Raw genomic sequence first — 12,749 nt, 5'->3', positions numbered from 1 at the left:
TCAGTCCAGGGCGAGCTTCGGCAGGGACACCTTGCTGCCCGTGCGGTCCGACTCGAGGCCCGCTTCGGCCAGCTGCACGCCGCGGGCACCGGCCAGCAGGTCGTATTCGTAGTCGGTTCCGGTGACGTAGCTGGTGAGGAATTCCTGCCACTGCTGGCGGAAGCCGTTGAGGAACACGTCGTTGGTGGGCACGTCCTGCCAGGTGGCGTCGTAGTCGATCGTGTCTTCGAGGTCGGGGTTCCACACCGGCTTGGGCGTGGCGATGCGGGGCTGCACCTTGGCGCCGAACAGTCCGACGACGGCCGAGCCGAGCGTGCCGTCCACGTGGAACTCGACGAGCTCATCGCGGTTGACGCGGGTGGTCCAGCTGGAGTTGATCTGCGCGATCGCACCGCCCTCGAGCTCGAAAACACCGTAGGCGGCGTCGTCGGCTGTTGCGGTGTACTTCTCGCCGTTCTCATCCCAGCGCTCGGGGATGTGGGTTGCCGTCTTGGCATAGACGCTCTCGACTGATCCGAAGAGGTTCTCGAGGACGTAGTTCCAGTGGGGGAACATGTCGACGATGATGCCGCCGCCGTCTTCCGAGCGGTAGTTCCAGCTGGGGCGCTGGGCGGGCTGCCAGTCGCCCTCGAACACCCAGTAGCCGAATTCGCCGCGCACGGAGAGGATGCGGCCGAAGAACCCGGAGTCGATCAGGCGCTTGAGCTTCTGGAGGCCCGGCAGGTAGAGCTTGTCGTGAACGACTCCGGCCTTGACGCCGGCGTCCTTGGCCAGCTTCGCGATTTCGAGGGATTCCTCGAGCGACTCGGCCGTGGGCTTTTCGGTGTAGATCGTCTTGCCTGCGGCGATGGCCTTGCGCAGGGCGGAGGAGCGGGCCTTCGTGACGAGGAAGTCGCCGTAGATTTCCCACTTGGGGTCGGCGAGCGCTGCGTCGAGGTCGGTGGTGTAGTCCTCGATGCCGTGGCGCTTCGCGATCTCGGCGAGCTTCGCCTCGCTGCGGCCGACGAGGAGGGGACGCACGGTCACCTTGGTGCCGTCGGGGAGCTCGAAGCCGCCCTCGTCGCGGATGGCCAGAATGGACCGCACCAGGTGCTGGCGGTAGCCCATGCGCCCGGAGGCGCCGTTCATGATGATGCCGATCTCGCGGACGGCGGGGGTGTTGTCAGTCACGATGATGCTTCCTTGCCTCTCGTCGATCCGGGTAAACGCTTTCCCGTTGCACCGAGTGTGACATATGACCGCCCAGAAGAGCAAACGCTTTCCCGATGCAAAGTCTCATCAGGTGAGATGTCGGCTGTGCGTCCTGCGCCCGCGGTGACGTCCCGATCTACCACCCCGGGTAAGGGACCGTGTCGCCGATTCGCGCGGGGAACGCCGCAGGAACAAGGCGCTCGATGCGCTGAGCCCGTACTGGACGTGACACATCGGATCGGTGAGGCGCCGGTTTACCCAGGAGCCCACGAACATGGGACCCGTCGCAACGGCCGTTCTGGATGACACCTGCGGCAACCTGATCCAGCTCACCAGCCCGGTCTGAGTGCGACGGTGACACACGCCCCGGTCACCGCGGCGCGAGGACGAAGGCAAACTCCTGCGGGGTGAGGGTGCGCGTGCCGAACGGCTCGCCGCTGTCGAGGACCGTTCCCGGGGCCGTCACCTGCGCCGGTGTCTCGCCGTGGTTGATGATCGTCAGCAGATCCCCACGCCTGGCCACCTCGACGCCCGCGGGGACCTCGGCGATCTCGCCGTGAATGCCCGCCGCATCGAGCAGCGCGCCGACAACGGCATCGAAGGATTCGGGCGTGGGGTGCGTGGCCAGGTACCACGCGGAACCGTCTCTGTGATCGTGGCGCGTGACGGCAGGGCGCCCGGAGCTGGGACCCGTTGTAAAGGTGGCGACAACCTCGGCGTGGTCCGCCCAGATCGCCTCGGCGACGAAGGATCCGGCACCGCTGAGTGAGCCATCAAACCGCGCGAATGACCTCTCGTCGGACGCACCCGATGCGGCCGCGCCGGTCTCTCCGGCGCGCTCGGCAACGTGGTCGCGCGCGGGAGGGACGATCGGGCGGAAGTCCTCGAAGGTGACGCCGAGAACGGGGCCGAGCTGGGTCAGAAAACCGCCGGGACGGAAGCGGTCGTTGTCGTCGACGATGTCGGTGAACGGCCCCGCCGCCAGAACGCCGCCCTGCTGGACAAAACGAGTGAGCGCTGCGGCGCCCTCTTCGCGCAACAGGTACATGAACGGGGCGATCGCCAGGCGGTAGCGGTCGTCGACGTCCTCGGGGCGCACGACGTCGACCATGACGCCGCGGCGCATGAGCGCCGCGTGCCAGTCGCGCACCAGGCCGAGGTAGTCGAGCGTTGCGGGGTGTCCGTCGCCCTCCACCGCCCACCAGTTCTCCCAGTCGAACAACAGGGCAACGCGGGCGTCGTCGCCGGGATCGGGCAGATCGGGCAGGGCGGCGAGCGTCTCACCCAGCTCGACCGCTTCACGCCAGGTGCGTGTGCGGGTTCCGGCCTGCGGCAGCATCGCCGAGTGGAATTTCTCAGCGCCCGCCCGCGACTGACGCCACTGGAAGAACATGATGCCGTTCGCGCCGCGTCCGATGGACTGCGCCGTTTCCGCGGCAAGCTGCCCGTCGTTTTTCGACGGATTGGTCGGCCGCCAGTTGACCGCGTCGGTCGCCTGCTCCATGAGGATCCAGGGAGTTCCCCGCTTGAGGGAGCGCACGAGGTCGCGCTGGAACGCGGTCGTGGCGGGGCGGTGCGGGTCGAGAGGATCGGGGTAGCAGTCATCGGTAACGATGTCGATGTGCGGCGCCCACGATGCATAGTCTGCGGGAGGGAACGCCCCCATCATGTTCGTCGAGATGGGCTGCGCGGCACCGGCCGCGCGAATGATCTGCTTCTGCTCCAGGTACACCTCGAGCCACATATCGCTCATGAAGCGCTTGTAGTCGAGCACCTGGGAAGGGTTGCGGATGAAGGGGGCGTTGCGCGGGGGAAACACCTCGTCGAGCGATCCGTAGCGTTGCGACCAAAAGGCTGTTCCCCAGGCCTCGTTGAGCGCATCCACCGACCCGTATCGACCGGCGAGCCAGCGCCGGAACGCATCGCGTGCGGCATCGGAGTAGTCGGCGTTCAGGTGGCAGCCGAGCTCGTTGTCCACGTGCCACATGACAACGCCGGGGTGTTCGCCGTATCGCTCGGCGAGCCGTCGGACCAGTTCGGATGCGAGGCGGCGATAGGTGGGCGAAGCCGGCGAGTGGTGCTGCCGCGAACCATGCCAGTACGGTGCGCCCGATTCGTCGGCGGCGAGAACGTCGGGGTGGTGAACCGTGACCCACGGCGGAACCGAGGCCGTCGCTGTGGCGAGGTTAACCGCGACGCCCCCGGCGTGCAGCAGGTCGATGATGCGGTCGAGCCACGCGAAGTCCCACACATCCGGGGAGGGCTGAATGCGCGACCACGAGAAGATGCCCAGGCTGACGGTGGTGACGCCCGCCTCGCGCATGAGGCGAACATCCTCCTCCCACACCTCTTCCGGCCACTGGTCAGGGTTGTAATCGGCGCCGTACAGCACAGTGCTCCTCCAGGAGAGAATTTGCGGGGCGCCGGGGCGGGAGTCCGCTCCGGCGCCCCGGGGATGTCGTCAGTTCAACGGCGCCGCGGCCGTTCCGGAATCGCGACGGCGGCGAGGGCCGCGCAGCCGAGAGCCGGAAGAACGAGCGGCGGCAACATGGAGCCGGCCAGTGCGATGAACCCCGCGGCGATGATCAGATAGATCGCGCCGGGGATGTCGCTGGCCATTGATCGGGGAAGGCCGCGGAAGGCACCCTTCCATCCGCCATCGGCCGTCCAGCGGCCGGTTGCCGCCAGAAGAGCGCCCGCGGCAACCGCGGCGAGCACCCATCCTGCGGCGACGATCGCGCCGCCGCCCGGGAGCGCCCCGGAGCGGCCGATGGAGATGTCGACCCAGAGAATGGCGGCGACGGCGACGCTGGTGGCCCCCACCACCAGCCCTCCTGGCAGAGCACGCACGAAGTCTGCCCATGCCTGCCCGAACGATGAGGTCTCCGCGCGCACGTATCGGCGCAGGTGGCTGGTGGCCGCCGCAAGAGCGGCGGGGAGCGTCACGATCAGCGCGCCCCCGACCGCTACGAGAACACCGGTCAGCAGCACTTCGCCGAACAGGGCGAAGGCTCCCGTGGCGCCGGGGTGACGCGCCGGTGCATCGTTCGTGTGCCCGGAGCCGGACGTCGCGGCCCTCCGCAACGCCCTGTCGACGCGTGCCATGGTCAGCCCTTCAGGCCCTGTGTGGCAACGCCGTCGACGAGGAAGCGCTGGAACACGATGAAGAACAGCAAAACGGGTACCAGGGCAACGAACGATGCCGTCACGGTTGCGCCGTAGTCACTGGTCGACGTTTGGTCGTTGTAGAGCCGGAGGGCGATGGGGAGCGGGTAATTGTCGGGGCTGTTCAAATACAGCAGTGGGCCGAGGAAGTCGTTCCATGACCAGATGAAGGCGAAGATCGCGCAGGTGATCAGGGCGGGCTTGACTAGCGGCAGGATGATCGAGAAGAAGATCCGTCCGTGGCCGGCGCCGTCGATGCGAGCGGCCTCGTCCATGTCGCGGGGGATGCTGCGGATGAACTGCACGCACAGGAACACGAAGAACGCCTCGGTGGCGAGGAACTTCGGCAGGATCAGCGGCACGAAGGTGTCGACGAAGCCCAGCTGGTTGAACCAGATGTACTGGGGAATGATCACCACGTGGAACGGCAGCAGCAATGTGCCGATCATGGCCGTGAACAGAATGCCAACGCCCTTGAAGCGGATGCGCGCGAAGCCGTAGGCCGCGAGGGCCGAGGACGCAACGGTTCCGATCACGGCCGCGACGGCGAGGATCAGCGAGTTGGCGAAGAAGCGCCACATGGGCACACCGCCGATGCCGTCGGCAACCTTGATGTAGTTCGCAACGGTGGGATTCCACGGCAGCAGTCCGGGGTTCTGGCCGAACTCGGGGTTCGGCTTGAACGTGGACATGAACAGCCAGATCAGCGGATAGATGACGACGCAGGTGATCGCGATCAGGGCGATCATCCAGATCACCGTCTGCCATCCGCGGCGGGTGATGCGGCGTCGCGGGGCGGGCGCGCCCGTGGTGATGAGGGCGGTGGCGGTCATCGGTCTTCTCCCGCGTAGTGAACCCAAGACTTCTGGGTGCGGAACAGGATTACGGCGAGCACGGCCACAACGGCCATCACGACCCAGCCGAGCGCCGCGGCGTAGCCCATCTGGCTGTCCTGGAATCCGCGCTTGTAGAGGTACAGGGTGATGAAGTTGGTCATACCGGCGGGGCCACCCGTTCCGTTCGAGATGATGTACGCCGAGGCGAACACCTGGAAAGCACCGATCAGTTCGAGGACGAGGTTGAAGAAGATAACCGGGGAGAGCATGGGGATCGTCACCGCGCGGAAGCGGCGGATTGCTCCCGCACCGTCGACCTCAGCGGCTTCGTAGAGCTCCTTGGGGACCTGCTTCAGGCCGGCGAGAAAGATCACCATGGCGCCGCCGAACTGCCAGACGGCGAGCAGGATCATCATGGGAACGACGAGGCTGACGTTACCGACCCAGCCGCCGAGGTTGATGCCGACGGTCGAGAGAGCGTTGTCAACGGGGCCGTCGGTGTTGAACATGGCACGCCAGACGATGGCGACCGAAACGGATGCGCCGATCAGGCTGGGAGCGTAGAAGGCGGAGCGGAAGAATGCGGCGCCGCGGTCGCGATAGTTCAGCAGCAGAGCCACCGAGAGAGCGGCGGCGAGCTTGATGGGTGTTCCGACGATCACATAGGTGAGGGTGATCGTGGCCGACTGGATGAACACGGGGTCGTCCGTGAACATCCGGATGTAGTTACCCAGCCCGATCCAGCGAGGAGGGGAAAACAGGTTGTAGGACGTGAACGACAGGTACAGCGAGTACGCCATCGGGCCAACGGTGAGGCCGATGAAGCCGATCAGCCACGGGGTGAGGAAGGCGTAGCCCGCGAGCATTTCGCGCAGCGACCTCTTCTTCAGCTCGCTTCGCACGGGCGGAGCCGATAAGGCTGGTCGCCGGAGCGACCCGCGGGTCACCGCCGTTCTCGTATCTGTCGCGGTCATGTTCTCCCGATCTGTGGGGGTGGGCGGGGCGTCATCGCCCCGCCCACCGGAGGGCAATTAGTTGAGGATGACGTTCATCTCGGAGAAGAACTGGCTGACGGCGGCGTCGACCGTGGTCGTGCCGTAGCCCAGCTCTTCGCCCAGCTGACGGAACTTCTCTTCGAGGGTGCCGTAGCCGACGATCGGCACAGGCGGGGCGGCTCCGATGCGGTCTTCGATCGAGGCCTCGTAGTCGGCGATCTTCTGGCTGAAGTCATCGAGCGTTGCTGCCTCGAGCGCCGTTGCCGACGCGGGAAGACCGCGGTTGGTGCCGAAGATCTCGCCCGACTCCGGGCTGTTGATGAGGAAGTCGACCAGCGTTGCCGCGGCGTCGGGGTGGTCGGAGTTGGCGGCAATCGCGTGCAGCATCGAGGGCTTCAGGTACAGGTCTGTTGCGCCCTCGACGGTGACCGGGGGTGCGACCAGGTCGAGCGTGTCGTAGCCCTCGCCCAGGTTGGCGAGGTAGCCGGCGCCGAAGTTGTCCCACGTGAGCTCGCTGGCCACGGCGCCGATGTCGAATCCGCCCAGAGGGTGGAGTTCTTCGTTGCGCTGCATCGGCATCACCGAGCCGTCGGTGCGAACCTCAGAGCCCTGCTCCCAGAACTCGCGCAGGTCGTCCTCGGTGAAGTTGGGCTCGCCGTCCTCCGTGAAGAGGTCCTGGCCCTTGGCGCGCTGCTGCACCTCGAAGTTCTGGATGCGGCCGGTGAAGTCCGACCCGCCGAAAGCGTCGACGCCGTTTGCGGCGGCCGTGTCGGCAGCGTCCTTCATCCAGGCGGCGTAGTCCTCCCACGATCCGCCCGCGAACGGCGCGACGCCGATTTCCTCGATTGTCGTGGGGTTCAGGAACATCGCCCAGGCGTTGGTGGAGGTGGGAATGCCGAACATGCCGTCGGCGACCTGTCCGATCGAGAGGATCTCGTCCGACAGCGGTTCGTCGTCGATGATGCTTCCGACATACGGCGTCAGATCCAGCAGCAGGCCGTTCTCGGCGTACTGGCGCAGGTAGGAGTAATCGAACTGCATCACATCGGGCAGACCGCCGCCGGCGGCTTCCGTCTGGCGCAGCTCCCAGAATGCGGGGAAGTCCAGGAAGGAGCTCTGGATCTGAATGTTGGGGTATTCCTCGTTGAAGGCGTCGAAAGCCTGGTTGTACAGGTCGGCGCGCACATCGTTGCCCCAGAAGGCCATGGTGAGCGTGATCTGCTCGTCCGGGTCGACCTCGGCCGGCTCGGCGCCGCCTCCGGTGTTGCTGGAGCACCCAGCGAGGGTGAGACCGCCGATAGCGGCGATGGCTGTGATCGCGGCCGTCTTCTTGGTGCGGAACATCCTTGTCCTCTCAGAACGTCATTGTTCGATGCCCGTCGATGGGCGAGCGCTTGGGAAAGCGCTTGCCGGTGAGTTTAGGGCTCTCCGAAACGATTCACAAGGGGGAGGAACCCCGGCGACGTCACGATTTCGTCACGCCGCCGGGGCGGGGTCAATCGGTGAGAATCACGCGTGATTCCGCGAAGAACTGGTCGACGGCAGCGTCAACCGTGAGGGTTCCAAGGCCGATTTCCTTGCCGATGTCCCAGAACTTCTGCTCGAGCGAGCCGTAGCCCACAACGGGCGCGGGGGGCGCGGCTCCGATGCGGTCTTCGACCGACGCGAGGAACTCGGCAACCTGCAGGTCCGCGCCCTCGAGTGTGGCGCCATCGAGCTTGGTCTGCGAGGCAGGGAAGCCGAGGGATGTGCCGAAGATCTCGCCCGCCTCGGGGCTGTTGACGACGAAGTCCAGGAAGATCGCCGCGGCCTCCGGGTGCTCGCTGTTCGCAGAGACGGCCATCTGCAGGCCTGCCTGCTGGTACAGGTCCGCCGAGCCGGCAACGTCCGTCGGTGGGGCGGCCATCGTGATGCTCGATGCGCCGGAGTCGCCGAGATAGCTAGCGATGAAGTTGCTCCAGCTGGCCTCGCTGGCGGTGAGGTTCGCGCCGAAGCCCGAAACGGGGAAGGACTCTTCGAGGCGCTGCTGCGGGACGACGGCGCCGTCGCGGTCGGCCGCGCCCATCTCCCAGAAGTCGGCCAGCTGCTCTTCGGTGAATCCGAGCTCGCCGTCCTCCGTGTAGAGGTTTCCACCCGAGGCGCGCAGAACGTTCTCGAAGTTCTGGATGCGCTGCGTGTAGTCCGTGCCGCCGAACACCTCTCCGCCCGTTGCTTCGGTCACATCGGCCATCCACTGCGAGTATTCCTCGAAGCTGGTGCCGCCGGCGTAGGGCTCGATGTCGTACTCGGCCAGGATGTCGTCGTTCAGGAACACAGCCCACGTGCTGTAGCCGAGGGGCAGCGAGTACTGCGTGCCCTCGAGCTGGCCCGTTCCGAGCAGGCCCTCTTCGATCGCGTCCGTCGTGACGTACTCGCTGAGCGTGCCGAGGTCGACGAGCAGGTTGTTCTCGGCGTACTGGCGCAGGTAGCTGTCGGAGAACTGCCACACGTCGGGAAGGCCGCCGCCGGCAGCTTCGGTCTGTCGCTTCTCCCAGTACGAGGGGAAGTCACTGAACGATCCGTTGATGCGGATGTTCGGGTGCTCTTCGTTGAAGGCGTCGATGAGTGTCTGGTAGCGCTCCGCACGATCGTCGTTGCCCCACCAGGTGAAGGTCAGAGCAACCTCGGCGTCGGGGTCGTACTCTCCGGACCCCCCTCCCGTGCAGGAGGTGAGGGTGAGAGTGGCGACACCGATCCCCGCGAGGATCGTGATCGGGCGCGTGAACGGTCGCTTCATTGCTGTTCCTTCGTGCGTCGTTGCCGGGGGAGGATTGCGCCCATTGGAAAGCGCTTCCCCGATCAAGCTAGCGCACGAAGAAACGTTTTACAACACCGCCATGTGGGGGGTGCCACGGGCGGGCGCGGCGCGCTGGTCGGGCACCGCTCGGCGAGCGCGCCGTTCCCGCGAGAGGGCCCCGGCTACGGTGTGAGGCGTGCGGCGAGCGCGGCGATCTCCGGGGCGCTGTGGATGCGATCGGTGATCACGAAGCGATGCGAGAGCTCGAGGCGGTCGCCGGGGGATAGCACGATCGTCTCCGAGAACGTGGGCGATGGTGCGATCACGGGGAACGGCTCGGATCGAACGAACCAGCGCAGCGGTGGCTGTCCGGTCGATGTTCCGGCGAAGGCGAGCACGGTGGCCCCACCATCGATCTCGTCGTGCGCTCCGGAGAAGGCGAGCCATGGCGCCTGTGTTCCCATGACGGCGTCCGCCTCGGCGCCGCGGTATTCGCCGTCGGGTGTTGTCACCACACCGCCGGCGAAGGAGCGGGTGAGCCGCAGGAACGCACCGGAATAGCCGGCGTTCTCGCGGCCGAGCGTTGTCGGACTGCCGAGCACGAGCTCGTGGCCGCCGACGTTGACCAGCGCCGAGGTCATGTCGAGGGCCCAGGTGCCGCCCGCGCGGTCGACGCTGTGAAAGCGGTGCTGCCGTTCCTCCGACAGCCACTCCTGGCCCGCCCGTGTGATCCAGGTCAACCGTTCATCGCAGTGGGCCTCGACGCCGGAGGCCACCGCCGTGAACTCGTCATGCCGGATCTGGCCGATGTTGTCGAGGGGCAGGTAGCCCTCGCCGTGGACGTAGGTGTTGCCGCCCCAGAAGTTCTGCCCGGACACGTCGGTGAGGGTCATCTGCAGACCCTTGTGCCACCGGTGGTCCCAGGGGCGGTAGCCCGTGATGGGCGCGCCGCTCAGCGTGCGCAGCGGGTGCAGGAACGGTTTTGGCCCTTCGAACGCGTCGGCGTTGTCGCGGAACACGTACCGGGCGATGTCGGTTCCGCCCGCGGTAACGGTGAGTGCCTCGTCCTCACGCGCGATCGTGATCTCAGCCATGGGTCACCTCGTGTGCCGAGGACCTGATCGTTCCGGCGTGAATTTGTGCGGTTGCGGCGGCCGGGTCGGCTCCCGCCATCGACGCATAGAAATCGTCACCCGGTGTGAGTTCGTCGCGTGAGACGGAGCGTCCCTGCAGCGCCGACTTGTACATGCCCGCGGCGAGTTCCATCACCCGGCGTCCGTCCGCTCCGCTTGCCCGCGGGCGCTCTCCGCGCTCCATGCAGTCGATCACGTGTGCGAACAGGGGTGCGTGGGAGTCGCTCGGAACGTTTTCGGTGGGGGCCCATGTGGCGGCGACGGCGGGGTCCACGTGCGGCGCGGGTGTCCACGTCCAGTGCGCGTTGTCGTACCCATAGAGGTGCTCGACCTCGACGGTGGCGTGTTCGAAGTCGATGCGGATCACGCTGGTTTCCCGCGGAGAGACGAGGCTGTTGGCGATCGAGCACATCGCCCCGGAGGCGAACCGCACGGCGGCCATCGAGACGTCTTCCGTTTCGGTGTCGCGGGCCAGGTTCGACATCACGGCAGAGACGTCGGTCCAGTCGCCCAGAAGCGACAGGAGGAGGTCCATCTGGTGGATGCCATGCCCCATGGTCGGCCCGCCGCCTTCGGATTCCCATCGGCCGCGCCACGGAACCGCGAAATAGTCGGCGTCGCGGTACCAGAGGGTGTCGCACCGTGCGACGAGGGGGCGTCCGAGCGTTCCGTCGGCGATCAGCTGCCGCAGGCGTTCGGCGGCGGAGCCGAAGCGGTGCTGGAAGATGTAGCTCGCGAAGGGGCCGCCTTCGCTCTCGTGCGTCGAGATGCGGTCGTAGTCGGCCAGCGAGAGGGTCGGTGGTTTTTCTGACAGCACCCATGCGCCCGCGCCCAGTGCGGCGATCGCGGCGTCGCGGTGCGCGACGGGAGGCGTGGCCAGCGTCACGAGGTCGGGGCGTTCGCTTGTGAGGAGCTCAGCGAGGTCAGACGACGAGCGGCGGATGCCGAACTCGCGCGCGGTGGCCTCCGCGGCGTCGGCGTTGACATCGCACACGGCGATGACGTCAACGCGGTCGCCTAAGGCGAGGAGGCTGGGCAGGTGTTGCCCGCGAGCGATGGCTCCTGCTCCGACGACAACGACGCGAATGGGCATGTTCCTCCTCGACTGGAAAGCGCTTGCCCACAGGCTAGACGTCATCCGTCGATCACGCCACCCGGCCGCGACGATCACCCACTCTGCGTGTTGTGAAGATCGGCATAGCGACCGCCGTGATTGATCAACTTCTCGTGGCGCCCCTGCTCGACGATCTGACCGTCCACGAGCACGACAATACGGTCGGCGGAGCGAATCGTCAGGCTGACGTCGTCCAGCGCTGGAGTGTCCGCATCGGGGTAGGCGTGTGTGACGTGTTCGAGGGCGACCGAACCCTCCACCGCCGCGACAGGGGCGCGCCCCGCGTTGATCTCCAGGTCCGGCTCCTCCAGGATCTCGGCGATCGATCGCACGGATTCGATACCGCGCGTTGCGACGGGGATCAGCATCAGCATCTGCGTGAGTCCCTGCGTCAGAAGCGTGAAGTACGCCGACAGCATCACCACCTCGCCGGGGGTGATCGGCAGCAGTCCGGTGAGCGTGAATGTTGCTGCCAGGGCCAGGCAGATCACACCCAGCAGCTGCATCGCCACCCACGACATCGACGCGATGCGGCCGTTGAGCATGTCGAGCACGAGTCCCTCACGCCGCACATCGTCCGCGCGCCGGACAGCACCATGACGGCTGACAGCAAGGGGTGGGTGATCTGCTGCAGCATGATTTCGACGTTTTCGACGTCGCGAACAACGGTCATGAACATGCGCGTGTAAATCAGGTGGTTCGGGTAGTTCTGGAGCAGCAGAACGACGGCCAGCGCAAACCACCACCACACCGTGCTCACGGCGCCGCCGAGGGATGCGGGAAAGCGTTTGCTCGGGCATGATGTCCATCATGCGCCCTTTGGGCATCATAAGGAGATGACGATGACGTATCACCTGGCGGGAGACTCCACCGTTGCTGCCTGCCCACCCGAGGAATGGCCCATGTCGGGGTGGGGTCCGCACCTCTCACCGCATGTCGATCGGCCCGTGCGCAATCTCGCATTCGGCGGCGCAACAACGGAGTCCTTTTTGGAATCCCGGTGGGACGAGCTTGTCAGCGAGGTGCGCGCCGACGACACCGTGGTGATCCAGTTCGGGCACAACGATCAAAAGCAGCCGCAGCTCCTCGATTCACGCGGGGGATACAGCGATCGTCTGCGGCGGATGGTGGGTGACGTGCACTCGCGGGCCGCGAATGCCGTGCTGTGCACCTCGTGTGAACGGCGCTGGTTCGATGGTGACCGAGTAACGCCAACGCACGGCGACTATCCGAACGCCGTCCGAGACCTCGCCGCCGAGCTGGCGGTGCCCCTCATCGACCTGACGGCGTTCACCACGTGGCTGTACGAGGACGAGGGGCCCGAAGCATCCGTGCGCCTTCTCAGCCATTTCGCCCCGGGTGAGCACGATCTCTGGCGCGATGGGCTCGCCGACGACACGCATTTCCATGAGCGCGGTGCGCGGCGTATCGCGGCCTTCGTTGGACGTCAGTTGCGCGGTATTGCACGGCTGGATGGCCACGACGCTCCGAAGGGCGGCGCGCTCGTCCACTGACGGGCGTGCGGAAAGGGGGACAGCT

The 12,749-nt window shown here is 66.4% G+C and carries 11 protein-coding genes and 1 pseudogene; 2 read left to right on the top strand and 10 right to left on the bottom strand.

The window, feature by feature from the left end:
• Positions 1-1,128, bottom strand: a complete 1,128-nt coding sequence (locus tag G6N81_RS07180; RefSeq protein WP_165137838.1) for a Gfo/Idh/MocA family protein — start codon at positions 1,126-1,128, stop codon at positions 1-3.
• 316 nt (positions 1,129-1,444) lie between these two features.
• On the opposite strand from G6N81_RS07180, the pseudogene G6N81_RS12720 reads away from it, so the two are divergent.
• A pseudogene (locus tag G6N81_RS12720) lies at positions 1,445-1,537 on the top strand (VOC family protein); the annotation flags it as partial.
• Between the two features lie 24 nt (positions 1,538-1,561).
• On the opposite strand, the gene G6N81_RS07175 reads toward G6N81_RS12720, so the two are convergent.
• The 9 genes from G6N81_RS07175 to G6N81_RS12715 form a co-directional block, all read right to left on the bottom strand.
• Positions 1,562-3,583, bottom strand: coding sequence for a beta-galactosidase (locus G6N81_RS07175; RefSeq protein ID WP_165134965.1), 2,022 nt, complete (start codon positions 3,581-3,583; stop codon positions 1,562-1,564).
• A gap of 74 nt (positions 3,584-3,657) precedes the next feature.
• On the bottom strand, positions 3,658-4,296 hold the full coding sequence (locus G6N81_RS07170; protein WP_165134962.1) for a hypothetical protein: 639 nt from the start codon (positions 4,294-4,296) through the stop codon (positions 3,658-3,660).
• Between the two features lie 2 nt (positions 4,297-4,298).
• On the bottom strand, positions 4,299-5,189 hold the full coding sequence (locus G6N81_RS07165; RefSeq protein ID WP_165134959.1) for a carbohydrate ABC transporter permease: 891 nt from the start codon (positions 5,187-5,189) through the stop codon (positions 4,299-4,301).
• A complete protein-coding gene (locus G6N81_RS07160) occupies positions 5,186-6,166 on the bottom strand; it encodes a carbohydrate ABC transporter permease (RefSeq protein WP_165134956.1) in 981 nt (326 codons plus the stop codon). The genes G6N81_RS07165 and G6N81_RS07160 overlap by 4 nt, the downstream gene beginning before the upstream one ends.
• Before the next feature lie 57 nt (positions 6,167-6,223).
• Positions 6,224-7,531, bottom strand: a complete 1,308-nt coding sequence (locus G6N81_RS07155) for an ABC transporter substrate-binding protein (protein ID WP_165134953.1) — start codon at positions 7,529-7,531, stop codon at positions 6,224-6,226.
• Positions 7,532-7,682: 151 nt separating this feature from the next.
• Complete coding sequence (locus G6N81_RS07150) at positions 7,683-8,963, bottom strand: ABC transporter substrate-binding protein (protein WP_165134950.1); 1,281 nt, start codon at positions 8,961-8,963, stop codon at positions 7,683-7,685.
• 182 nt (positions 8,964-9,145) lie between these two features.
• Complete coding sequence (locus tag G6N81_RS07145; RefSeq protein WP_165134947.1) at positions 9,146-10,057, bottom strand: DUF6807 domain-containing protein; 912 nt, start codon at positions 10,055-10,057, stop codon at positions 9,146-9,148.
• Positions 10,050-11,189, bottom strand: coding sequence for a Gfo/Idh/MocA family protein (locus tag G6N81_RS07140; RefSeq protein ID WP_165134944.1), 1,140 nt, complete (start codon positions 11,187-11,189; stop codon positions 10,050-10,052). The genes G6N81_RS07145 and G6N81_RS07140 overlap by 8 nt, the downstream gene beginning before the upstream one ends.
• A gap of 74 nt (positions 11,190-11,263) precedes the next feature.
• Positions 11,264-11,764, bottom strand: a complete 501-nt coding sequence (locus tag G6N81_RS12715) for an ABC transporter ATP-binding protein (protein WP_241245152.1) — start codon at positions 11,762-11,764, stop codon at positions 11,264-11,266.
• Positions 11,765-12,052: 288 nt separating this feature from the next.
• On the opposite strand from G6N81_RS12715, the gene G6N81_RS07130 reads away from it, so the two are divergent.
• Positions 12,053-12,724 (top strand): rhamnogalacturonan acetylesterase, encoded by a 672-nt coding sequence (locus G6N81_RS07130; protein WP_241244908.1) that lies wholly within the window; start codon positions 12,053-12,055, stop codon positions 12,722-12,724.
• The last annotated feature ends 25 nt before the right edge of the window (positions 12,725-12,749 follow it).

This window comes from Microbacterium amylolyticum, assembly GCF_011046975.1.
GTDB classification, from domain to species: Bacteria; Actinomycetota; Actinomycetes; order Actinomycetales; family Microbacteriaceae; genus Microbacterium; species Microbacterium amylolyticum.
The sequence above is the reverse complement of the archived record's forward strand: the minus strand, read 5'-3'. Positions and strand labels throughout refer to the sequence as shown.